The organism is Pseudomonas sp. NPDC096917 (genome assembly GCF_044762555.1).
In the GTDB taxonomy this organism is placed as follows: Bacteria; Pseudomonadota; Gammaproteobacteria; order Pseudomonadales; family Pseudomonadaceae; genus Aquipseudomonas.
Genome location: NZ_JBIWEO010000021.1, coordinates 53,646 through 76,605 on the forward strand (window position 1 = coordinate 53,646; position 22,960 = coordinate 76,605).

General features: G+C 58.7%; 17 protein-coding genes and 1 pseudogene. 16 read left to right on the top strand and 2 right to left on the bottom strand.

The annotated features are described in order from the left end of the window. Positions 1-27: 27 nt before the first annotated feature. The 15 genes from tssB to ACIQYF_RS20700 all read left to right on the top strand — a co-directional run bounded on the left by tssB (position 28) and on the right by ACIQYF_RS20700 (position 18,737). Positions 28-528 (top strand): type VI secretion system contractile sheath small subunit, encoded by a 501-nt coding sequence (gene tssB / locus ACIQYF_RS20630; protein ID WP_402865508.1) that lies wholly within the window; start codon positions 28-30, stop codon positions 526-528. Between the two features lie 28 nt (positions 529-556). After that, positions 557-2,032 (top strand): type VI secretion system contractile sheath large subunit, encoded by a 1,476-nt coding sequence (gene tssC, locus ACIQYF_RS20635; RefSeq protein WP_402865510.1) that lies wholly within the window; start codon positions 557-559, stop codon positions 2,030-2,032. A 12-nt stretch (positions 2,033-2,044) separates the two neighbouring features. Then, a complete protein-coding gene (gene tssE, locus ACIQYF_RS20640; RefSeq protein ID WP_402865513.1) occupies positions 2,045-2,452 on the top strand; it encodes a type VI secretion system baseplate subunit TssE in 408 nt (135 codons plus the stop codon). Positions 2,453-2,526: 74 nt separating this feature from the next. Next, positions 2,527-4,308, top strand: a complete 1,782-nt coding sequence (tssF, locus tag ACIQYF_RS20645) for a type VI secretion system baseplate subunit TssF (RefSeq protein WP_402865515.1) — start codon at positions 2,527-2,529, stop codon at positions 4,306-4,308. Continuing rightward, complete coding sequence (gene tssG / locus ACIQYF_RS20650; RefSeq protein WP_402865517.1) at positions 4,272-5,279, top strand: type VI secretion system baseplate subunit TssG; 1,008 nt, start codon at positions 4,272-4,274, stop codon at positions 5,277-5,279. Before tssF ends, tssG begins: the two co-directional genes overlap by 37 nt. Before the next feature lie 6 nt (positions 5,280-5,285). Next, positions 5,286-7,892, top strand: a complete 2,607-nt coding sequence (gene tssH / locus ACIQYF_RS20655) for a type VI secretion system ATPase TssH (RefSeq protein WP_402865519.1) — start codon at positions 5,286-5,288, stop codon at positions 7,890-7,892. Positions 7,893-7,902: 10 nt separating this feature from the next. Then, on the top strand, positions 7,903-9,411 hold the full coding sequence (locus ACIQYF_RS20660) for a sigma-54 interaction domain-containing protein (protein ID WP_402865521.1): 1,509 nt from the start codon (positions 7,903-7,905) through the stop codon (positions 9,409-9,411). 85 nt (positions 9,412-9,496) lie between these two features. Continuing rightward, a complete protein-coding gene (locus ACIQYF_RS20665; RefSeq protein WP_402865523.1) occupies positions 9,497-9,637 on the top strand; it encodes a type VI secretion protein in 141 nt (46 codons plus the stop codon). A 17-nt stretch (positions 9,638-9,654) separates the two neighbouring features. Further along, positions 9,655-10,854 (top strand): type VI secretion system-associated FHA domain protein TagH, encoded by a 1,200-nt coding sequence (gene tagH, locus ACIQYF_RS20670; RefSeq protein WP_402865525.1) that lies wholly within the window; start codon positions 9,655-9,657, stop codon positions 10,852-10,854. A 5-nt stretch (positions 10,855-10,859) separates the two neighbouring features. Next, positions 10,860-11,357, top strand: coding sequence for a type VI secretion system lipoprotein TssJ (gene tssJ / locus ACIQYF_RS20675; protein WP_402865527.1), 498 nt, complete (start codon positions 10,860-10,862; stop codon positions 11,355-11,357). Between the two features lie 2 nt (positions 11,358-11,359). Continuing rightward, on the top strand, positions 11,360-12,691 hold the full coding sequence (gene tssK, locus ACIQYF_RS20680; RefSeq protein WP_402865529.1) for a type VI secretion system baseplate subunit TssK: 1,332 nt from the start codon (positions 11,360-11,362) through the stop codon (positions 12,689-12,691). 5 nt (positions 12,692-12,696) lie between these two features. Beyond that, a complete protein-coding gene (gene icmH / locus ACIQYF_RS20685; protein WP_402865531.1) occupies positions 12,697-13,566 on the top strand; it encodes a type IVB secretion system protein IcmH/DotU in 870 nt (289 codons plus the stop codon). Positions 13,567-13,579: 13 nt separating this feature from the next. Next, entirely contained in the window at positions 13,580-17,107 is a 3,528-nt protein-coding gene (gene tssM, locus ACIQYF_RS20690) for a type VI secretion system membrane subunit TssM (RefSeq protein ID WP_402865533.1), read from the top strand. Next, positions 17,107-17,835, top strand: coding sequence for a PP2C family protein-serine/threonine phosphatase (locus ACIQYF_RS20695; RefSeq protein ID WP_402865535.1), 729 nt, complete (start codon positions 17,107-17,109; stop codon positions 17,833-17,835). Before tssM ends, ACIQYF_RS20695 begins: the two co-directional genes overlap by 1 nt. Beyond that, positions 17,832-18,737, top strand: a complete 906-nt coding sequence (locus ACIQYF_RS20700; protein ID WP_402865537.1) for a serine/threonine-protein kinase — start codon at positions 17,832-17,834, stop codon at positions 18,735-18,737. Before ACIQYF_RS20695 ends, ACIQYF_RS20700 begins: the two co-directional genes overlap by 4 nt. Positions 18,738-18,976: 239 nt before the next feature. Here ACIQYF_RS20700 and ACIQYF_RS20705 read toward each other — a convergent pair whose 3' ends face one another. Further along, positions 18,977-21,685, bottom strand: coding sequence for a LuxR C-terminal-related transcriptional regulator (locus tag ACIQYF_RS20705; protein ID WP_402865539.1), 2,709 nt, complete (start codon positions 21,683-21,685; stop codon positions 18,977-18,979). Positions 21,686-21,930: 245 nt separating this feature from the next. On the opposite strand from ACIQYF_RS20705, the gene ACIQYF_RS20710 reads away from it, so the two are divergent. Then, positions 21,931-22,272 carry a thiamine pyrophosphate-dependent enzyme gene (locus ACIQYF_RS20710; RefSeq protein ID WP_402865546.1) on the top strand — a complete coding sequence of 114 codons (342 nt, stop codon included), beginning with the start codon at positions 21,931-21,933 and terminating at the stop codon, positions 22,270-22,272. Positions 22,273-22,508: 236 nt separating this feature from the next. On the opposite strand, the pseudogene ACIQYF_RS20715 reads toward ACIQYF_RS20710, so the two are convergent. After that, positions 22,509-22,960, bottom strand: a pseudogene (locus tag ACIQYF_RS20715) (hypothetical protein); the annotation flags it as partial.

Consider the following 22,960-nt stretch of genomic DNA (forward strand, 5'->3'; position numbering starts at 1 on the left):
GGCCACACACACCCAAGGAAAAACGTCATGGCCAAAGAAAGCTCGGTAGCCCCCAAGGAACGGATCAATATTACGTTCAAACCCGCTACTGGTGGCGCTCAAGAAGAAATCGAACTGCCGTTGAAGCTGCTGGTGCTGGGTGACTACATCCATCGTTTTGACGAGCGCAAGCTTGAGGACCGCAAGCCAATCGCCATCGACAAAATGACCTTTGACGAGGTGCTTTCCAAGCAAGGGCTGGAACTGACCCTGAGCGTGCCCAATCGCCTTCAGGACCAGGACAGCACCGATGAGCTGGCAATTGCGTTGCGCGTCAACACGATGAAGGACTTCAACCCGGCGAGCCTGGTTGAGCAAATCCCCGAACTGAAAAAACTGATGGAGCTGCGTGATGCCCTGGTTGCGCTTAAAGGCCCGCTGGGCAACGCGCCGAGCTTTCGCAAGGCGATTGAAGGCGTACTGGCCGACGACGTCTCACGCGCTCGAATACTGAGCGAGCTGGATTTGCTTCCGGCATTGGACGTTTAAGCCCCCCATCAGTAAAGGAAGCTACACAATGAGCACCAGTGCCTCACAGCAAAAAGACGATAACAGCACCGCATATAGCGTTCTCGATGACATCATTGCGCAAACCCGACTGACGCCCGAAGACGACGCCTATGGCATTGCCAAGCGTGGTGTGGCGGCCTTTATCGAAGAACTGTTAAAACCCCAAAACCAGGGTGAGCCGGTCAAGAAGGCCATGGTCGATCGCATGATCGCCGAGATCGATGCCAAGCTCAGCCGCCAGATGGACGAAATCCTTCACCACCCGGCATTCCAGTCGCTGGAATCAGCGTGGCGGGGTTTGCAACTGCTGGTCGATCGCACCAACTTCCGCGAAAACATCAAGATCGAGCTCCTCAACGTCTCGAAAGAAGACCTGCTTGAAGATTTTGAAGATTCCCCAGAGGTCATGCAGTCCGGCCTCTACAAGCACATCTACACCGCTGAGTACGGCCAGTTCGGTGGTGAGCCGGTAGGCGCGATTATCGCCAACTACTTCATGACCCCAAGCTCGCCCGACGTAAAGCTCATGCAATACGTGTCGAGCGTTGCGTGCATGTCCCATGCTCCGTTTGTTGCGGCAGCCGGCCCTAAGTTCTTCGGGCTCGACAGCTTCACCGGCATGCCCAACCTGAAAGACCTGAAAGACCATTTCTCCGGGCCGCAATTCGCCAAGTGGCAGAGCTTTCGAGAGTCCGAAGACTCGCGCTACATGGCGTTGACCGTTCCGCGCTTCCTGCTGCGCAACCCGTACGACCCGGAAGAAAACCCGGTCAAATCCTTCGTGTACAAAGAAACCGTTGCCAACAGCCACGAGCATTACCTGTGGGGCAACACCGCCTACACGTTTGCCTCCAAGCTGACCGACAGCTTTGCCAAGTACCGCTGGTGCCCGAATATCATCGGCCCACAAAGCGGCGGTGCGGTTGAAGACTTGCCGCTGCACCACTTCGAAAGCATGGGCGAAATCGAAACCAAGATTCCGACCGAAGTGCTGGTCTCTGACCGCCGCGAATACGAATTGGCCGAGGAAGGTTTCATCTCCCTGACCATGCGCAAAGGCAGTGACAACGCGGCGTTCTTCTCGGCTAACTCCGTGCAAAAGCCGAAGTTCTTTGGCATCAGCGCCGAAGGCAAAAACGCAGAGCTGAACTACAGGCTCGCCACACAACTGCCTTACATGATGATCATCAATCGCCTGGCTCATTACCTGAAGGTTTTGCAGCGCGAGCAGTTAGGGTCGTGGAAAGAACGCTCCGACCTTGAGCTTGAGCTCAACAAGTGGATTCGCCAGTACGTCGCCGACCAGGAAAACCCCAGCGCCGAAGTCCGTGGCCGTCGCCCGCTGCGCGCAGCGCAAATCGCCGTCAGTGACGTCGAAGGCGACCCTGGCTGGTACCGCGTCAGCCTCAACGTACGCCCGCACTTCAAGTACATGGGCGCTGACTTCACCTTGTCACTGGTTGGCAAGCTGGACAAAGAGTAACGGGAGTTGGGCATGACGGCATACGGCAGCCTTTTTGAGCGCTTGGGTGGGGAGGAGGGGCAACGCCGCGGCTGGAGTCGCGAAGCCAGCGCCCAAGCGTCCGTGGCTGCTCACCTGGCCAAAATGCTCAGTACCCGTGCGGGCAGCGTGCAAACGCTGCCCGACTATGGGCTCCCAGACCTTAACGACATGCGTTTGAGCCTGCATGACGCGCTGACACAGGCGCGCGAGGCCATCGAAAAATTTATAGAGCGCTATGAACCACGCCTGAGTCAGGTACAGGTCAACTCCTTACCCAATGACGGCGATTCGTTGCAGCTCGTGTTCAGTCTGCAAGGGTGGCTGGAAGTGGAGGGGACCAAACATCAGGTCAGCTTCTGCGCGCACCTCGATGGAAGTGGCCAGGTCAAGGTGCGCTAGACCCTGCGGTGGTCGTGCCCAAGCCCTGTCTGCTTTCCCGTATTAGCTGTCGTCGACAATTAACAGGTAGCACCGTGTCCTTTAATCATTTTTACCAAAGCGAACTCACGGCATTGCGTCAGTTGGGAAGTCGTTTCGCCGAGCGTAACCCTGCGTTGGCTCCGTTTTTGGGCCAGGCGGGGCGTGATCCGGATGTTGAACGGCTGCTTGAAGGGTTCGCCTTCTTGACGGGGCGCCTGCGTCAAAAGCTCGATGACGAACTGCCGGAGCTCACGCACTCGCTGATGCACTTACTGTGGCCCAACTACATGCGGCCCCTGCCTGCATTCAGCATGCTGCAATTCGACCCTCTGGAGCGTCCCGGGCCTGCGCTGCACGTTGAGCGCGAAACCCGTGTGGCGAGCAAGCCCATCGAGGGGGTGAGTTGCCAGTTCAGAACCTGTTACCCGACAGACGTCTTGCCGCTGCAACTGGTTGAGCTGAAACACTCGTTGAACGGTGAGGGCTCCATGCTAAGCCTGCGCCTGAACATGACCTGCGACGGCCATCTGGGCGAGTTGGCGTTGAGTCGCCTGCGCTTGCATCTGTCGGGTGAGCGTTACGTCAGCCAAATGCTGTATCTCGGATTATTACGCCACCTGCACAACGTCGTGGTGGTGCCTTTGAATGGCGAAGGCAACGTCCTGGAAAGCGACCAGAGCCTGGCGTTTACCCTGGCCCCCACCTGCATGCAGGCAGTGGGTTTTGCCGAAGAAGAAGCGCTGATCCCATACCCGCTCAACACCTTTCGCGGCTATCGCTATTTGCAGGAGTACTTCGCCTTTCAGGACAAGTTTCTGTTTGTTGACCTTAACGGCCTTGAGCGGCTCAACACCCTGCCCGAAGACACCCTCAAACAGGTTCGCGGGCTGGACTTGCGCTTTGACATTCGCCATAGCAGCGCACAGCGCCTGCGCCCGACCCTGGACAACGTGAAGCTTTACTGCACGCCCATCGTCAACCTGTTCCAGCACGACGCGATGCCGGTGCGTCTGGACGGTAAACAGGACGAATATTTGCTGATGCCCGCAAGGCTCGGGCTTGAGCACTGCGGCGTGTTTTCAGTTGACGGTGTGACCGGCTGGCGTGTTGACGGCACGGGCTCGCAGACCTATGTGCCGTTCGAGTCATTCGAGCACGATCCCAGTTTTGATGTGCTCAAAAAACAGGCCCACTACAGCGTCCGCCAGCGTACGGCCATGCTGCATGAGGGGCTCGACACCTACCTCAGCTTTGAAAGCTGCCAGCCCGATGCCAGTGAAACCCTGTCTATTGAGCTGACGTGCACCAATCAGAACCTTCCCCAGGGACTTAACCAGGGTGATATCTGCCTGCCCAGCGAAGGAACGCCCGAGTTTCTGGTGTTTCGCAATATCGGGCCCGTGACGCCCAGCTATGCGCCGCCGCTCACTCGCGACTTCCTCTGGAAGCTGATCAGCAACATGTCGCTCAACTACCTGTCGCTGGCCAACGTGGATGCCCTGAAAGTCATTCTCGAAACCTACGACTTGCCGCGCTACTACGACGAACACGCCGAGCGGGTCAGCAAAAACCTGCTGAACGGCCTCAAGTCGATTCGCCACGAGCACGTTGACCGACTTCAGCGGGGCTTGCCGCTAAGAGGCCTGCGCACCGAGCTGACGATCGATCCGCAAGGTTATATCGGAGAGGGCGATCTGTTCGTTTTCGCCTCGGTACTCAACGAGTTCTTCGCGCTTTACGCCAGCCTCAATTCGTACCACGAACTGCGGGTCAACAGCACACAGGGAGAGACCTACCAATGGACACCTCGCATGGGGTTGCAGCCCCTGCTTTAAGCGGGCTGGCCAGGAGCATACGTGAGTATTCGCTGTTTCAGGCCGTGCTGCTGGTCATTGACCGGCTGCGAGTCGAAAACATGCATCTCTCGGAAGAGGAACTCTACGACCGCGTGGAGTTTGCGGCTAACCCCAGCCTCGGGTTTCCGGGCAGTGATGTCGACACGGTGGAGTTCTTTGTCGAGCACGGCCAAGCCCGTGCGCGCCTGCGCTTGAACCTCATCGGGCTGATGGGCTCGGCTTCGCCGTTGCCTGCGTTCTATGGCGAACAGGCGCTGGGCGACAATGACAGCGACAACCCGACGCGCCAGTTTCTGAACCTGTTCAACCATCGGCTGCAGCGCCTGATGCTGCCGATCTGGCGCAAATACCGCTACCGAGTGCGCTTTGAGAGTGGCGCTAAAGACCCGTTTTCCAGCCATCTATTTGCCTTGATCGGTTTGGGTGGCGAGACCATCCGTGATGCCAAGGAACTGAACTGGAGGCGCCTGCTGCCCTACCTCGGGTTGTTGAGCTTGCGTGCGCATTCGGCGGCCCTGATCGAGTCCGTGCTGCGTTACTACTTCAAGCACGCCGAGCTGACGATTGAGCAGTGCATTGAGCGCCGCGTCGAGGTGCTTGAAGAACAGCGCAACTGTTTGGGGCGCGCCAATCATCAACTGAGCGAAAGCCTGGTGTTGGGCACACGCGTACGCGACCGCAGCGGCAAGTTTCGCATTCATGTCCGGCAACTGAGCTGGGACCGTTTTCACGAGCTTCTGCCGATTGGCACGGGTTATCAGCCGCTGTGCGCGCTGGTGCGATTCACCCTGCGTGACCCGCTGGAGTACGACATTCGACTGGTGTTGCGGCACGAAGAAATCCGCGAGCTACGCATTGGCGAACACAACCCCTGTCGCCTGGGGTGGACCAGTTGGCTGGGCCGCGAACACGCGGATGGCGTAGTGACCCTGGGCAGCAAAATACATTAAGGACCAATGGCCATGATCAACGTAGACCTGCAACAACTGATACAGGCACTCGACGCCGACACCCGGCGTGACCTGGAGAGCAGTGCGCAGCGCTGTGTCGCACGGGGAGCAGAGCAGGTGCTGGTTGAAGACCTGTTGTTGCAATTGCTCGAACGGCCGCAAGGGTTGCTGGCGCGTGCGCTGCTGGATGCGCAAATCGATGCGGGCCAGTTGAGCGCGGCCTTGCAGCCGCGCAGCGAAAACACTTCATCGCGCAACCCGGTATTTGCGCCGCAACTGGTGCAGTGGTTACAGGATGCTTTGCTGGTGGCCACACTCGAACTGGGGCAGAGTCAGATCGAGCAAGCCGCGCTGATTCTCGCGTTGCTGCGCAACCCGTTGCGTTATGCCGGGAGTGCTTACCAGGCGTTGTTGGCCAAACTCGACATCGAACGCCTCAAAGGCTTTGCGTTGTCGCAGCAGGAACAGCCCATTCATGGCCAATCCCCGGCGCAGGGTGAGTCCCTGTTGCATCGTTTTACCCACAACCTGACCGAGCAGGCGCGGGCCGCAAAGCTTGACCCGGTGCTATGCCGCGACGACGCGATTCGCCAGATGGTCGACATCCTGGCCCGCAGGCGCAAAAACAACCCGATCGTAGTGGGCGAGGCCGGGGTTGGTAAAACCGCCATTGTTGAAGGCCTGGCATCGCGTATCGCTGCCGGTGAAGTGCCGCCTGTGCTACTCGGGGTTGAATTGCTCTCGCTGGACATGGGCCTGCTGCAGGCAGGTGCCAGCGTAAAAGGTGAGTTTGAACGCCGTCTCAAAGGCGTGATCGACGAAGTCAAAGCGTCCCCCCGCCCGATCATTCTGTTTATCGATGAAGCTCATACCCTGATCGGGGCGGGTGGCAATGCCGGTGGTTCGGATGCGGCCAACCTGCTCAAGCCCGCGCTGGCCCGTGGCGAGTTACGCACCATTGCTGCGACCACGTGGGGTGAGTACAAAAAATACTTCGAGAAAGACCCGGCGCTGGCCCGACGCTTCCAGCCGGTACAACTGCATGAGCCGACCGTCGATGAAGCCGTCACCATCCTGCGCGGGTTGGCACACGTCTACGAAAAGAGCCACGCAATTTACCTGCGCGACGACGCGGTGGTAGCCGCCGCGCAATTGTCGGCCCGCTATCTGGCGGGCCGACAATTGCCAGACAAAGCGGTCGATGTGCTCGACACCGCGTGCGCCCGAGTACGCATCAGTCTGGCCGCAGCCCCGGAAAAGCTCGAGCAGTTGCGCGGCGAGCTGGCCGAAGGCGGGCGTCAACGCCAAGCGATGCGCCGTGATGCACAAGCAGGTCTGCTGATTGACCAGACGCAATTGGCCGCGCTGGAAGAGCGTTTGCTTGAGGCCCAGCGTGAGCAGGTGGCGCTGGAAGCACGCTGGATTGAGCAACGCACATTGGCTGAGCGCCTGCTGGAATTGCGTCAACAGCTGGCCGAGGCGCGTGAAGTCGTTGCGTCAGACACTGACGCGGAAAACAGTCAAAACATTCCCGCTCTGGAAGCTGCCCTCAATCAAACCCATTGCGCCCTGAGCGACGCTCACAGCCAGGAACGGCTGGTCAGTTTTGAAGTGTGCCCGCGTCTGGTGGCCGAGGTCATCAGCGCCTGGACGGGCGTGCCGGTGTCGCAACTGGCCCGCGAGCACAGCGCCAAAGTCACGAGTTTTGGTGCCGATTTGCGAACCCGTATTCGTGGCCAGGAACAGGCGGTTCATGCCTTGGACCGTTCCATGCGCGCCACGGCCGCGGGCCTTAACAAACCGGATGCCCCAGTGGGGGTTTTCCTGCTGGTCGGGCCGAGTGGCGTTGGCAAGACCGAAACCGCCCTGGCCCTGGCAGACCTGCTGTACGGCGGTGAGCGGTTTATCACCACGATCAACATGTCCGAGTTCCAGGAAAAACACACCGTCTCGCGCCTGATCGGTGCGCCACCCGGCTACGTCGGTTACGGCGAAGGCGGCATGCTGACCGAAGCGGTACGGCAAAAGCCGTACTCTGTGGTGCTGCTGGATGAGGTTGAAAAAGCCGACCCGGATGTGCTCAACCTGTTCTATCAAATCTTCGACAAAGGCGTGGCCAATGATGGGGAAGGTCGCGAGATAGACTTCCGCAACACATTGATCCTGATGACCTCCAACCTTGCCAGCGATCGTATTAATGCGTTGTGCGAGAACGGGGCGCGACCGAGTGCCGAGGTGCTCGAACAGAGCATCCGCCCGGTACTGAGTAACCACTTCAAACCCGCGCTATTGGCGCGAATGCGCGTGGTGCCGTACTACCCGGTCAGCGGGTCGGTATTGCGTGAACTGATTGAAATCAAGCTGCAACGTCTGGGCGAACGTCTGCAACGCCGACACCTGGCGTTCAGCTATTGCCAGCGTCTGGTCGATCACCTGGCCGAGCGCTGCACCCAAAGCGACAGCGGGGCGCGGTTAATCGACTACTTGCTCGACGCTCACGTATTGCCCTTGATCGCCGATCGTTTGCTTGAAGCCATGGCCAACGGGCAAACCCTGACCCGCGTGCATGCCACGCTTGATTCGCAGGCCAGCGTGCTCTGCGAGTTTGCCTGAGGTGGGGGACATGTTCGCCCACGTAGCCGACCCTTTGGCCTATGCCGAGTCGTTGCTGCAACATTTTGCCAGCGTGGCGCGCGCTGCCGACGGCGCTGCCGTTGCCGGGCTGTGCGCACGTGCGGCGGCGCAACTGAGCGGTTGCGAGTTGAGCCAGTTGTATCTGCTCGATGCCACCCACAAGCGCCTGGAACTCACGGGCGAGTGGTTTCAGGGGCAAGTGCAGCCCGTGCACGCCAAGGGTGTGGTAGTCGATTACACGGGCGAACAATTGCTGCAATTTTCCCTGTGTCAAAACCGTGTGGTCAGTATTGATGACCTCAACGAGAGCCTGCACGACACCAGTTTTTTACCCGGCGAGGGCGGCCCGTGGCGATCGCTGTTATGCGTGCCGTTGTTGAACGCGCAACAGGCCGTTGAGGGCCTGTTGCTGGCGGCCAGTCGCGAGCCCATTGAGCTGTCGGGGCATGCGCTGTCGCTGGGGGCATTGGGCGCTTTTGTGTGGGGGCAAATCCGGTTGCGGCAGCAGGGCGTGCAGACTGTGATGCCGGCGGGTCTATTGGCCAGCGCGGGTGGGCTGATCGGTAGCAGCACCGCCATGCGCCAAACCTGTCACCTGATCAACAAGGTCGTGCACAGCGCTTACACGGTCTTGCTGTTGGGTGAAACCGGCACCGGTAAGGAAGTCGTGGCCCGGGCGATTCATGACGGCGGTCCCCGTCACGCCCAGCCGTTCATTGTGCAGAACTGCGCGGCGTTTCCCGCTGACCTGCTCGAAAGCGAGCTGTTCGGCTACCGCAAGGGCGCCTTTACCGGTGCTGATCGTGACCGGATCGGGCTGTTTGATTCGGCTGACGGCGGCACCCTGCTGCTGGACGAAATCGGTGATATGCCGCTGTCGTTGCAAGCCAAGTTGCTGCGGGTGCTGCAAGAGGGCGAGATCCGTGCGCTGGGTTCCAACGACACCCACAAGATTGACGTGCGCATCATCGCCGCCACCCATCGCGATCTGACTGTGCTGGTGGAGCAGGGGCTGTTTCGCGAAGACCTGTATTACCGACTCGCACAGTTCCCCATCACCTTGCCTGCATTGCGTCAGCGCGAGGGCGACATCCTTGACCTGGCACGGCATTTCGCGGCCCAAGCCTGCGCGTTTTTGCAGCGCAAGCCGGTGCTGTGGTCCGAGTGCGCGCTGAGCCAGCTGGAGAATTACACCTTTCCCGGCAACGTGCGTGAGTTAAAGGGGCTGGTCGAACGCGCGGTGTTGCTGTGCGACGGCGACGAGCTGTACGCCGAGCATTTTTCATTGCCCCGCGATACCCGGCCCGAACCCGCCAACCTCAATTTGCGTGAACGCATGGAGCAGGTTGAGCGGGGGCTGTTGCTCGATTGTTTACACAAAAACGCGGGTAACCAAACCCGGGCCGCCCACGAACTGGGCGTGGCACGTCGCACGCTTTTGTACCGCCTGGAGCGCCTGAACATCAGTTTGGACGACATAAAAAGGAGGGCGTCGTAATGCCCTTTCAACTCTTTTTGCCTGCGTCAGCGCGCCCCTCAACGGATCGCAACGTGCACCAGGCCAACCTATGGAGACTCCCTTGATGACTGCCCGTCTCTGGTGCGCCGTATTGCTGACTTTCGCCCTTGCAGGTGGCGTGGCTGGCTGCAACGGAAACTACAAATTTAACGACAACAGCTATCGCCCATTGGGTGATCCGCAAGCGGTCAATCGCGGCAAGTGACCGCAAGGAGCCTCAATATGGAATTGGTATTTGACCTGCTCAATACTCAGTCGCTGGGCGCTACGCAGGTGATGCGCAAGACCTTCACCGAGCAAGGCGGCATGATTGGGCGCAATGCAGATTGCGAGTGGACGCTGGTCGATGAGTCGAAAAAAGTATCCAAGTACCACGCTGAAATCAGCTATCGGGACGGGGCATTTTTCTTCACGGACAGAAGCTACAACGGCACCGGTTTCAATCACGCCAAAACCTGCCTGATCAAAGGCCAGGTGCAGCGCATTGAACACGGCCATGTGTTCTTTCTCGGCGACTTCCAGATCCGTGCTCATCTGGAGCACGAACTGCACGAGAGGCTGGAGCAGGCTGGCCGTCCTCAGCCCGCGGGCAGCATCATTCCTGATGATGCCTTTCTGACGCTGGACCCGCTCGACCGGGTTGAGTTGCCCGAGGTCCTGTTTTCGGTGCTGGATCAACCCGAGGTGCAGCACCACCAACCCGCCACGTGGGAACAACGGGTAGATTTCGCTCAGGTTGACTATGAAAACCTTGTGGTGCCGAACCTGATTGAAGCTGCGCAGGCGCCACTGCCCGATCAGGCCGCGGCCATTCAAGCACCGCGTGACGAAGCGTTTTGGGGGCAGTTCGGTGCAGTGCTAGGCATTGACGTACTGGCGCTGGCGCAGGCAGACCGAGAAGTGCTGGCGCTAAAGGCTGCCCGCCTGCTTAAGCAGAGCATCGCCGGTTTGCAGCAAAGCCTGTGGACCCGCAGTGAACTCAAGAACCAGCTGCGACTGGCCCGCACGGTGGCCCCGGACGCCCGCCAAAACCCGCTCAAATCAACCCATGACGCGGTTGAGGCCCTAGGCCTGTTGCTGGCACCACAAAAGCCCCACCAACTGTCGGCAGAGCAGGTGGTCTGGCGAGCGTTTCGCGATGTGCAAGCGCATCAGGTTGCGCTGCTGAGTGCCAGCCGCGTAGCCGTTCGCAGCAGCCTTGAACACTTTTCCCCCCAACAACTGACTTTGCGCTTTGAGCGCGATGGCTACCGACCGTGGATCTCGACGTCCGCCAGTCGCTGGCGAGCCTTCAGCCGTTATCACCAGACGCTGCAGCAAGACGATGACTGGTGTGAACGCGTACTGGCCCGGGATTTTGCCCAAGCCTACGAAGAGCAAGTTCGGTTGATCTCCACCCTTCACAATGACCCCCAAGGATGATGCGCATGTTGCGTTATACGCCCCTTTACCTTCGCGCCTTGCTGGCACTGACGGTGTTGCTGTTGAGCGGCTGTTCGGCCCTGTCGCCGTACTCCAGCGTCACCAAGCTCGACCTCGGCTTGAGCGCAAGCGACCAGATCAACCTCGACCTGAACGGTCGCCCGTCGCCTCTGGTGATCCGCTTGATGGAACTCAAGCATCCGGTTGCCTTCGAGAACGCCGACTTCTTCAGCCTTTATGAGCGGCCAAAAGCCTCTCTTTCGCCGGACCTGGTCACCAGCGAAGAGCTGGAAATACGCCCCGGCGAAACCGTCGAGCTCAAGCTTAGTGTCGAGCCGGGCAGCCGCTATGTAGGCGTGCTCGCGGCCTACCGCGACCTGTCGCAAACGCAATGGCGCTACGTGGTGCCGGTGACGGCGGGCGAACTGACCGAGGCCCGCCTGATATTCGATCAGACCGGTATTCATAACGCCAAGCGATCACTTGCACAGGCGGATGATTGAGCATGAATGCACACAAAGTCATCTGGCGCGAGGGCATGCTGTTACGCCCGCAGCACTTCCAGCAAAGCGACCGTTATTACGACCATCAAATGAAAATCCGCACCCAATTGCTGGGACGTTACACCTGGGGTTTTCTGCGCTTGGAGATCGACGTTCAATTTCTCAACATGGGCAAACTGGTGATCAGCCAGGCGTCGGGCGTCTTCCCCGATGGCAGCTTGTTCGAGTTGGGGGGGCATACCCCGCCGCTGGTGCTGGATGTGCCGCGCAACACGGGGAGCACGCCGGTGTACCTCGCGTTGCCGCTGGTCACCGGCAACTACATTGAAACCCGCCGCAGCGACCAGACCGATGTGCTGGCGCGTTATACCGCACACGACATAGAAGTGTCCGACTCCAACGCCGGTGATGATTCCAGCAGCCAGGTCAGCTGTGCGCGCCCTGATTTTCGCCTAGTGCTGGGAGAGCAACAGAGCGAGCAGGCTTGCGTCAAATTGCAACTGTGCCAAATCCTCGATTCCACCTCAGATGGCGCGATTCGGCTCAATGAACAATTCATTCCGACCTTCATCCACGCTCATGCTTCGGGCTATGTGCTGTCGTGCCTCAAAGAAGTCATCAGCATGATCAGCAATCGGGGGGATGCACTGGCCGATCGCATTCGCTCCAATGGCAAGGTCGGCGGGGCAGAGGTCGGTGACTTCATGATGCTCCAGTTGGTCAACCGCACAGAGCTGGTGTTGCGCCACTATTTAAGCCTGGAGCAGCTGCACCCCGAAGAGTTGTATTGCGCGTTGCTGGCGATGTTAGGCGACCTGGCGACCTTTGGCAGCGAGAGCAAGCGGCCTCAGTTGCAGAGCACCTATGAGCACAGCAACCAGGGTGAGAGCTTCCGCGCATTGATGGACTCGATTCGCCAGGTGCTGTCGATGGTGCTTGAACAGCACGCCACTGAGCTGGTGCTGGAAAACCGTCAATACGGGATTCTGGTGTCGCCGCTGACCGACCACAAATTGCTCTCCACGACCTCGTTTGTATTGGCTGCCCATGCCCATTGCGACAGCGAGGAACTGCGCCATCGCTTACCGGCGCACCTCAAGATCGGGCCGGTCGAGAACATTCGCCAACTGGTCAACCTGCACTTGCCGGGCTTTAAGGTCAAACCCTTGCCTGTGGCGCCGCGGCAGATCCCGTTTCACTCCAACAAAACCTATTTCATCCTCGAACTCGGCAACGAAGAGCTGGCACAACTGGAGCGCTCCGGTGGTTTTGCCTTCCACGTGTCGGGTGAGTTTTCAGCGCTTGAACTGCAATTTTGGGCCATCAGGAACTGATCTCCATGAGCACCGACATAGAACATCCAACCGATGACCGCACAGTGATGGCATTCCGTCTGGGCCAGGGATCTGAAACCGATGCACTGACCGATGGGCAGGCGCCGCCAAAAATCGAACAGCTCGAAGAGCGCATGATTTATTCGGCCCGATTAGCGCCGGCGGACACGTTCAGCGTGAGCGTCAACCCGCTGGTAGCTGCCGCCAGCGAAGTGCTGTCGCACGTGGTGCGTATCAAACACAGCACCAGCGCAGACACCTTGATCGGACTGCATGCTGAGCTTAAATCCGCACTCCAGGCATTCGAAGTCAACGCCCTGCGCAACGGCGTCGATAACCAACAGATGATGAAAGCCCGTTACGTGCTGTGCACGGTGGTCGACGAGGCCGTGGTGACCACGCCCTGGGGCAAGGAAAGCGACTGGTCACAGAACAGCCTGCTCAGCGGTTTCCACAACGAGACCTTTGGTGGCGAAAAGGTTTTTCAAGTGCTCGATCAACTGTGCAAAGACCCGGTTCACAACTTGTCGCTTCTGGAGCTGGTGTACCTGTGCCTGGCCCTTGGATTTGAAGGCAAGTTCCGGGTCGTGGAGCGCGGCATTCTGGAGCTCGACAGCATTCGCGATGCGCTGTTTCGGCAGATCCGGCACTTGCGCGGCGATGTTCCGCGCGAGCTGTCCCCTCACTGGCAAGGGCTCAAGTCCGGTCGCAGCAGCCTGACCCGCATCGTACCGGGGTGGTTATTGGCACTGTTCACGGCCGGGTGTCTGGCTGTCATGTTTTCGGGCTTTGCCTGGGTTCTGGGCGAAAAGCGCGAGACGGTGTTGCAACCGTATCAACAGCTCGACGCACCGGTTGTCCGGCCGCAGTTGTAAATAGGAATAACTGATGAAAAACACGTTTAAAAAGGTTGGCGCCTTTGTGTGCCAGACCTGGGTCTGGACGCTGCTACTGCTGCTGTCGATTGCGCTGCTGATCTGGTGGGTCGGGCCGTTGCTGGCGGTCAATGACTATAAATTTTGGGCTGATGCCAGTGCTCGACTTATCACCATCAGTGCGCTGTGCCTGATCTGGGGCCTGTGCATGGTCTTCGTCAGTTGGCGCGCCGGCGTGCGTAAACAAGAAGCCGAAGACAGTGAGACCGGCAAGGAACGCTTGCGCCGCGAAGCACTGATTGATGCGTCACACAAAGAGCTGCGCACACGCTTCAAAGATGCGCTGCGTACGCTCAAAACGTCCAGCGTGTACCGCGGGCGCAGTGAACGCTGGCGCGACGAGTTGCCCTGGTATCTGCTGATCGGCCCCACTGGCAGCGGCAAGACCAGTCTGTTGGACTTCTCGGGGCTTGATTTCCCGCTGAACAAAATTGACCGCAAGCTTACGCGTGACACCAGCGGCACCCGTCAGTGCGACTGGTATTTCGCTGAACACGGCGTGCTGATAGACACTGCCGGACGTTACCTGACGCAGAGTGAAACACCTGCCGACACCCATGACTGGAGGACGCTGCTCGGTTTGCTGCGCAAGCGCCGACGCGAACGGCCATTGAATGGCGTGCTGGTCACCGTGCCCGTCGATGCCTTGTTTTCAAACGATGAAAGCAGCTTGTCTGAGCTGGCCGAGCGGATTCGTTTGCGACTGCAAGACATCCATCAAACCTTGCACATCGAGGTGCCGGTTTATCTGGTGCTCAGCAAGGCTGACAAGCTGCTGGGCTTCACCGAATTTTTCGAGCAACTGACCCGTGAAGAAAGCGATCAGGTCTTTGGCGCGAGCTTTACCAAAGGTCAGAGCGGCTCCGATGTGTCGCTGCTGCGCACCGAGTTTGAAGCCTTGTTGGGGCGTCTCAACAGTCAGATCATCACGCGCATGCACCAAGAGCGTGACAGCCAGCGTCGCGGGCGGATCCTTGACTTCCCTCACCAACTGGGAGGCATTGGCGAGCGTCTGTGTCTGTTTGTCGACATGGCGTTTACCGGTAATCGCTACCAGCGCGCCAGCCCTCTGCGGGGCTTTTACCTGACCAGTGCGCCGCACCTGAAACAAAAACTGGACCCTGCTACCGCTGAAGTTGGCTCCAAACTGGGGATCAAAGCCCAGGTGCTGCCGACTTTGCACAGTGGGCGCTCGCACTTTATTTATCACCTGCTAAGCCGGGTCATTTTCCCCGAAGCGCAACTGGCTGGGCTGGACAAACGTGAGCGTCGGCGAATCAGTTGGGGCCAACGTGCCATGTTCGTCGGGGCCTTGGTGGTGCTGAGCGGGTTGGGCCTGCTCTGGGCCTACAGCTTCTCATCCAATCTTGATCGTCTGGATACCCTGCGTGAATTGGCCCAGCTAAGGGCCAAACAGCGTTCGCTCCTGAGCCCGCGTGATGATGCCCGAGCGGTGCTCAAGACCCTCGACATACAATACGCCGCCACGCGTGTTTATCCGGCGTTGAACGACGCGCCTTTGCATGAACGCACCGGTCTGTATCAGGGCGGCGCCAGTCATCCGGTGGTCTTGCAGGCCTACGAGCGTGAACTCGATACACAGTTGCTGCCACGTGTTGCGCAGCAACTGGAAAGCCAGATCCGCGCCAACCTTAATAACCGCGATCGCCTGCTCAACAGTGTGCGTGCATACCTGATGCTCGGCATGCCTGAGCGGCGTGACAACGCTTGGCTGCGGGCGTGGGTGGCCGCCGACTGGTCGGCACGCTATCCCGGCAACACCGCCGTGCAGAATGGGCTGAATCAACACTTCGCCCGCTTGCTGGGCCAGACCTTTAAATACCCGCTCAATGACACGCTGATAGCTCAGGCGCGTCAGGCATTGCGCAATGAGTCTTTGGCGTCTGTGGTGTACCGCATGCTGCGTGACCAGGCCCACGCATTGGCGCCTTATAGTTTCGATCAGCATCTGGGCCCGCAAGGCGGCGTGTTCAGCGGCGCCGACTATGCGATACCTGGGTTCTATACCGAACAAGGCTACAAACAGTATTTCTCGGTTCAGGGCGCCACCCTGGTCAGTGAGATCCTGCGTGATAACTGGGTGCTGGGTGAGGGCAACAGCATCAGCCCGATGGACATGCGCAAGCTGATGGTTGAGCTTGAACAACTGTACTTTCGCGATTACGCCACCCACTGGAGCGAAGCCGTCGGCCAGTTGGCCTTGCAACCTTTCAACACTGCCCGTGAAGGCGCAGAGCAGTTTGCAGGCCTGACATCGGCCAATTCTGCGGTTGTGCAACTGTTGCTCGAGGTGCGTGCCAACACCCGCTTCCCGAGCCTGGTCGAAGACCTTGAAGCCCTGCCGGCGACGGATGACAGCGCCACGCCAAAACTGGGGGCACTTGGCAAGGTCGCGACTGCAGTGGCGACGAAAGCCTCGGACGCATTGGCAGCCAACCTGCCGGACACAGCGAAGAAAGCCTTGCAGCGTCGGTTCGAACCTTTGCACCGCTTGCTGGATGAAAACGATGGTCCGACCGCAGACCTCACATCGGCCTTGCAAGCGCTCAATGAAGTACAACTGCAACTGGCGGGTCTGGCGCGCGCCAGTGCACCGGATCAGGCTGCGTTCGACATGGCCAAGCTGCGCATGAGCGGCCAACGTGATGCCTTGAGCCAGCTGCGTCAGGCTTCACAGCGCTTGCCGAGTCCGCTTAACGGCTGGTTCAACGGCTTGGCCGACGACACCTGGCGCTTGGTGCTCGACGATTCGTATCATTTCATCAATCAGCGTTATCAGCGCGAGTTGTACAGCTTCTACGTGCGGGCGATCAAAAAGCGTTACCCGTTCAGTGCCCACAGCAGCAGCGACGTGGCCTTGAATGACTTCCGCGAGTTCTTCCGGGCACAAGGCATCAGTGAGCGCTTCTTTGAGGCGTACATGCGACCTTTTGTCAGCGGTGAGGCGGGTAGTTACCGGCTGCGCAGCATCGACGGGCAAGGCTTGCCGATGGCCAAAACCTACTTTGAGCAAATGGCCGCCGTACAGGTGATCCGCCAAAGCTTCTTTGCGCAAAATCCGGCAGAACCTCAGGTGCAGTTCACCCTTGAGCCCTACAACCTTGACTCCAGTGTCAGCCGCTCCGAGTTCCGTTTTGGCAACCAGTCAATCGAGTACCGTCATGGTCCGATTGTGCCGCTCACCTTGCAGTGGCCTACCGAGGCCGAAAACGGCCGCACCAGCCTGGTCATGGAAAAAATGGTCGGGCGCCCGGTTGGCATCGAGAAAAGCACCGGGCCCTGGTCGTTGTTTCGGATACTGGACCTGATGCAGATCGACTACCTGAGCGGACGCGATGTGATGATCCTCAAAGCAGAAGTCGGCGGATTGCGTGCCAATTACCTGTTGATGAGCCAGCGCACCCCCAACCCGTTCGATATGGACGTGCTGCGCAGCTTGCGTCTGCCTGAGCAACTGTGATGCACGTAGCCTCACAGTGGCGCAGCGCGGCCGGTACCGATCAGGGCAAGGTGCGGGCGCGTAACGAAGATGCCATTCTCGACTGCCCGGAGCGTGGGCTCTGGGCGGTGGCTGATGGCATGGGCGGTCATCGTGCTGGCGATATTGCCAGCCAGTTGATTGTCAACAGCCTGGGTGAACTGACACAACCACAGACCTTTGATCAGCGGCTTGAGGCGGTGCGTCAATGCCTGCACTGGCTCAACCGCCGAATGGGCCAGGAACTGACCGTCAGCGACCAGCCTATCGATAGCCTCATGGGCAGCACCGTGGTGGTGCTGCTGCTTGAAGGCACGCGTGCTGCGTGTGTCTGGGCCGGGGACAGCCGCTGTTATCTATGGCGTGGGCAGCAGTTGTATCAACTGTCGCGTGATCATTCGTTGCAACAGCAACTCATGGATGAACACCACATGAGCCTTGAGGAGGCGCTTGCTTATCCGGGGTCGCGTGCGCTGACCCGTGCAATTGGGGCAAGCGAGCACTTGAACCTGAGTGTGGTCGAGCTTGAAGCGCTGCCCGACGACGTCTTTTTGCTGTGCAGCGATGGGTTGTACCAAGGCCTCAGTCACCGCGAATTAGGCAATGCATTGAGCCTGATTTCGCCGCAAGTTGCGCTGGCGCGTCTGTTTGATGGAGTGCTGCGCGGTGCAGCCAGTGACAACGTGAGCGCGGTGGTGATTCGCCAATGACGGATCTTGAAAGGTCAGCGCAAACACCGGCAACAACCCCCGATTTCCGCGCAATGCCCACAGTGCTGGGCAAGCGTTACCGAATCGAACGTTTGCTGGGCGCAGGTGGCATGGGCACGGTGTATCGGGCAGTGGATCTGTTGCACGAACAATTCGCAGACCCGCAGCCTTACGTCGCGCTCAAAGTGCTCAGCGAAGCATACGAACACTCACCGGACGCCAGCGCGTTGCTGTTCAGTGAGTTCGCGCTGATACGCCACTTACGCCACCCCAATGTACTGCGCGTGTACAGCTTTGAAGTCGACACGCAACACCAGCGGGTGTTTGTGGTGATGGAGCTGTTGCGCGGCCCGACCCTGGACCGTTTGTTGTGTGAACGTCCTTTGGGGATGGCGTGGTATGAGTTACGCGACATTGCCTTGCCGCTGCTGGATGCCCTGAGTCATGCCCATGAACGAGGTGTGCTGCACGGCGACATCAAGCCGAGCAATGTTTTGCTCAGCGAAGACGGAATCCGGTTGTTCGACTTTGGTTTGGGGCAAGCGGAGGAGGGCACATTAGACGGCTTGGCGCATGTGAGCCGGCGCCGGGTCAACGCCTGGACCCCCGGCTACGCCGCTCCCGAAATTCTTGAAGGAGCGCCGCTGACCCGAGTCGCCGACCTGTATGCGTTGGGGTGTTTACTGTACGAACTGGCCAGTGGCAAGCATCCGTTCAACCGGATGCAAGCCACCGAAGCCCGCGATATGCGGCCCAAAATAAAACTGAAACGGCCCCAGCGATTGTCGCGATATGCCTGGCCTTATGTGCGCCAGGCACTGAGCTTCGACCCCGAACAACGCAGCGTCAGCATTGCTCAACTGCGTGAGGCATTGACGGTTAAACCGGGGTTTTGGGGCTAGGCGTTTCATTGCAAGCCGCGTCGTTGGGTCAAATTTAGCCAGGCAAGGTGCAGAGCGAAGGGAGCGGTTGTTCCCTCCTCAAGCTCTGCAACACCGCCTGGCAACATTGGATACAGGGCCCCTAGGAACGAAAGCCCTCGTGGCGCATGGCGGCGTTGCTCGATGCTTATTTCATGGGCTCTGCGCGATGGTTTAAAGATCAAAAGATCGTGAGGCTAGCTCGCTCCGACAGCGGTTTTCTAATCCAATACGTTGAGTTTCTGCGCCCGAGTAATCGCCTGAATACGGCTCGTCACATGCAACTTGCAGAACAGGTTCTTGAGATGCCATTTCACGGTCTCGGCTGAAATATCCAGGCTGCGGGCTATTTCTTTGTTGGCCTGACCTTGTGCAATCAGTTGCAGGATTTGCAACTCGCGCTCACTCAAACTTGGCTCGCGGTTGGCATTGCCTTGGCGATGGATGTGTGGGGCGCTGTCTTCGAGCAGGCTGCGCAGGTAATCGGCGGTCTCGCCACGTGCGCTTTTCAAAAGCGTTTCGAGCAGCGCTGGCATGGCATCCCCCGCATCCAGCAGGCTGCGTCGCAGGTTTTGGCGACACGCCAGATTAAGCAGCGGCAGCAAGGTCGTCACGGCGCTCGCCTGATCATCCGGCCATAACGCACAGGCCAATGCCGCGCGACTGCGGGCGGCGCGCAGCAATTGGCCTTGGCGTTCATCGTTTTCCAGCAAGCCTTGCCATAACGTGGCGGCCACCGACCATTGCTTTTGCGCGGCGGCGATATGGCAGTGCGCTTCGGTGCGAGCACGGCTGATGTCGGCATGCGCCGTGAGCGGGTCCAGCGTTTCAAATTGCGCCTGTAACTCCAGCGCCTGAGGCAGTTGCTCGCAGGCCAGGTGAATACGTATTTCCTCGACCAGCAACCCGGCTTGCAGCCGTGGCCAACGGCGTAACGTTGCCAATTGTTGTGCATGCTCCAGCAGGTAGCGCGCCTGCGAAGGGTCGCTCAGCAGCAGGGCGCGACGTGCCAGGCTGGCGTACGCCCCAAGCAGGGCATCCAGCGGGGCGATGACATCTATCTGGTTCAGGCGCTGCGCCACGAGTGTGTGCAGGGCTGGCCAGTCGCCGCGTTCATACAGCAACTCGGCCAAGAGCGCTGCGAGTGTGGCGCTGCCGCTCGATTGCGGGCCGGTGAGGACTTCGGCCGGGGTGAGCGCCTGGCGGTAATACTGTTCGGCGCTGTGCAGGTCTGCTTGTCGAAAGTGGCTTAGCCCCAGCACGAAGGCTCGGTAAACCGTGACAAAGAGGTTGTGTGACGGCGTGGTCGGGCATGGCATGTGGCGCTGTACGGCTTGGGCCTTTGGGTAATGGCCTTGGGTCATGTAGTTATAACTGAGGATGTTGCAGATCAACCCGTCGACCCACGGATCACCGCACGGTACGTGCGCCAGCAACGGTTCAACGCGCTCGATGCTCTGGCTGATATTTTCAGCAAAGGCCTCGGTAATGGCACCCATCACTTGATATTTGATGCTCAGCCTGGTGCTTGGCTGCGAGGTGTTGAACAGGGGCCGCAGGCTATCGAGCAAGCCCCTGGACGCCGAGAAGTGAAAGTGATGCCCCAACGCCCAGGCCAGGTTGAGTTGCAGGTCGATTCGTGGCTCATCCAGTGGTTGGCTGGCGATTTCAGGCATCTGCTGCAACCAGCGCACCAGCGTGCCGACATCGCCTTCTTCGGCCAGCGATTGTGCGCCCTGATTGGCGCAATCGTCGCGACTGCCGAGCTTGCCTGCCGCCAGTGCGTGTCGGATCGCCTCGGCCCAGTATTGATGCTTGGCCAGCCAGTTGCTGGCGCGTTCGTGCAGCTGCACCACGGCAATGTCGCTGTGTTTGAGCCGTTCATTGAGGGTTTCGACAAACAGGGTGTGATAGCGAAACCAGTGCCCCTGGTTGTCCAGTGAAAACAGAAACAAGTTGTGCCGCTCGATCTCGGCCAGCCGCTCGTGGGCGTCGTCGTGCCCGGTGACTGCGTTACACAGCGACGGGGTCAGGCGTCCCAGAATTGAAGTTTTCAACAGAAATTCTTGCAAGGGCACGGGCAGCGGAGCCAACACCACGTCGTACAAATAACGCCCGATCTGCCGGTTGCCCAAGTGCAGGCGGTTGAGGTTGCGTAACGGATCGCTGGGCGCCAGTGCTGCCATCTGGATACCGGTGATCCGGCCTTCGGTCAGGTTCAGCACCCGTTGCAGGTCAGACGCCGGAAAACGCTGGGGGTTGGCACTCGCCAGGTAGTCCTGGGTTTCTTCAATGTTGAAACGCAGGGCGTTGGTGTCAATTTCGAGCAACTGATTGCGCGCCTGCAAACGGCTCAACGGCAGTGCCGGAACGCTGTGGCTGCCCACCAGCACGTGAAAGCAGTTGGGTGCATGTTGCAGCAATTGTTCGAGGTCGCTGAGGATGGCGGGGTGGCTGATCAGGTGCAGGTCGTCGAGTACCAGGTACAGGGCGTTTTGCCGCTGTTGCATCAGGTTGATCAGCTCTCGGATAAACCGACTATCCGCCTGCTCCACGCTGTCTACCAATCCCTCGACATGCTCCAGCGGCTGACCGCTGGCCTGGCTCAAGGCTGCCAGCAAATAACGGCGAAAGACCTGCGGGGTGTCGTCCTGCTCATCCAGGCTGAGCCAGGCCACGCTGTGGCCTTGTTTGAGCAAGCGCTGGCGCCATTGCCCCAGCAACGTGGTTTTGCCGAACCCGGCGGGGCCGCATACCAGCGCCATGCAGCGCTCTTGCACCAGGTTGATTTTTTCCAACAGGCGCGTGCGCGCCAAGACCGTCCCGGCCGAGCGGGGCGGTACCAGTTTGGTGCCAATGAGCGGTAAGCCGTGGTCAAGACCAAATGCAGTCTGACGCTTGAGCGGGGTCAAAGATTTGGCCTGGGTCATTGTTGTTATGTATCCCTCTAGCGCTTGGCTGACGCTGCCCTTGGGGGGGGAAAGAGTACCCCCCAAGAGGCACGTGTCGCGCCCCCCCAAACGGGTAGTTATGGCTGCGACTTTAGACGCTTACCGTAAGGGAGCGCCATCGTCGTACGCCGTCAGGTGTTCGATACCCCCAATAAAAAAAGCCAAGACAAGAGGGCGAACCCATGTCGCTTAGCAAGTCAGAACTGCTTAAGGTCTATCGAAAAATGCGCGAAATTCGCGTGTTCAAAGAACGTCTCCATCAAGAGAACACCACTGGCGATATCCCCGGATTCATTCACCTTTATTGCGGTGAGGAGGCCATCGCCATCGGGGTTAACGAGAACCTTAAAGACGCCGACTACATCGATTCAACCCACCGAGGTCATGGCCATTGCATCGCCAAAGGTTGTGACATTCACGCGATGATGGCGGAAATCTTTGGCAAGGATTCTGGGCTCTGCCGAGGCAAGGGCGGGTCGATGCACATCGCCTATTTGGCCAGCCCGGACGCCGACTACATGACAGGCCAAGCACCGCTGATCGATGGCGGGCTGGTGTTCCGCTAACACTTAACCCCCTGGAGCGAGCTTGCCTCGCGATCTTTTGATCTTTTAAAAGATGATGAGACGAGTCCGCTCCAGGGTTTGAAGTGCTGGCGGCAATCAACGCGCAGCGCCCGCAGATTGGTTGGTGTGTAGTCGTGACTTGTTTTAAGGATGGTCTGAAAAAGCCCTATCTTAAGAAATCAACCCCAGGGAATACGCGGCCTCCAGGTCGATGATTTTCCAAAAAATGGGCTTTTTCAGAGTTTCCTTAGATAATCTATGGTTTTTACGGAATATTGTTCATGCAGGGCAGACTCGAATTCAAGGCGAAAGAGACTTAGGCTTGTGTTTTCTATGACACTTTTAGAGAATGATGATGGCATCTCACGCCCCATCTTCTTAATTATGTTTTCTGCGCTTTTTATATCGTATTTTATTTTGTCGTTGATAACGTTAATATCATCTATATATCTAGTGATCTTGTTGATTTTTTCTTTGCGGGATAGCGTGTTGGTTGCTGCTTCTAAGGCATGTATATATCTGGCGTCATCACTGATTGATTTATCTAGTGTAGGGAAATACTTGTGCGCTTTTTTAAATGGTTTAAATACTTGAGTCACCCAGTTTTGCCCCGTCCGATCCACACGCGTAATCGGATTGTTAGAGCAATACGCATAGGCATTGATGCCGCCCTTGCCAAACGGGCTTA

Bases quoted from the DNA above. Each gene is read 5' to 3' on its own strand.
- ACIQYF_RS20710 (WP_402865546.1), top strand. From the start codon at position 21,931: ATGCGCGAAATTCGCGTGTTCAAAGAACGTCTCCATCAAGAGAACACC.
- tssB (WP_402865508.1), top strand. From the start codon at position 28: ATGGCCAAAGAAAGCTCGGTAGCCCCCAAGGAACGGATCAATATTACG.
- tssC (WP_402865510.1), top strand. From the start codon at position 557: ATGAGCACCAGTGCCTCACAGCAAAAAGACGATAACAGCACCGCATAT.
- tssK (WP_402865529.1), top strand. From the start codon at position 11,360: ATGAATGCACACAAAGTCATCTGGCGCGAGGGCATGCTGTTACGCCCG.
- ACIQYF_RS20695 (WP_402865535.1), top strand. From the start codon at position 17,107: ATGCACGTAGCCTCACAGTGGCGCAGCGCGGCCGGTACCGATCAGGGC.
- ACIQYF_RS20665 (WP_402865523.1), top strand. From the start codon at position 9,497: ATGACTGCCCGTCTCTGGTGCGCCGTATTGCTGACTTTCGCCCTTGCA.
- tssG (WP_402865517.1), top strand. From the start codon at position 4,272: ATGGACACCTCGCATGGGGTTGCAGCCCCTGCTTTAAGCGGGCTGGCC.
- tagH (WP_402865525.1), top strand. From the start codon at position 9,655: ATGGAATTGGTATTTGACCTGCTCAATACTCAGTCGCTGGGCGCTACG.
- ACIQYF_RS20660 (WP_402865521.1), top strand. From the start codon at position 7,903: ATGTTCGCCCACGTAGCCGACCCTTTGGCCTATGCCGAGTCGTTGCTG.
- ACIQYF_RS20700 (WP_402865537.1), top strand. From the start codon at position 17,832: ATGACGGATCTTGAAAGGTCAGCGCAAACACCGGCAACAACCCCCGAT.
- tssM (WP_402865533.1), top strand. From the start codon at position 13,580: ATGAAAAACACGTTTAAAAAGGTTGGCGCCTTTGTGTGCCAGACCTGG.
- tssE (WP_402865513.1), top strand. From the start codon at position 2,045: ATGACGGCATACGGCAGCCTTTTTGAGCGCTTGGGTGGGGAGGAGGGG.
- tssH (WP_402865519.1), top strand. From the start codon at position 5,286: ATGGCCATGATCAACGTAGACCTGCAACAACTGATACAGGCACTCGAC.
- icmH (WP_402865531.1), top strand. From the start codon at position 12,697: ATGAGCACCGACATAGAACATCCAACCGATGACCGCACAGTGATGGCA.
- ACIQYF_RS20705 (WP_402865539.1), bottom strand. From the start codon at position 21,685: ATGACCCAGGCCAAATCTTTGACCCCGCTCAAGCGTCAGACTGCATTT.
- tssJ (WP_402865527.1), top strand. From the start codon at position 10,860: ATGTTGCGTTATACGCCCCTTTACCTTCGCGCCTTGCTGGCACTGACG.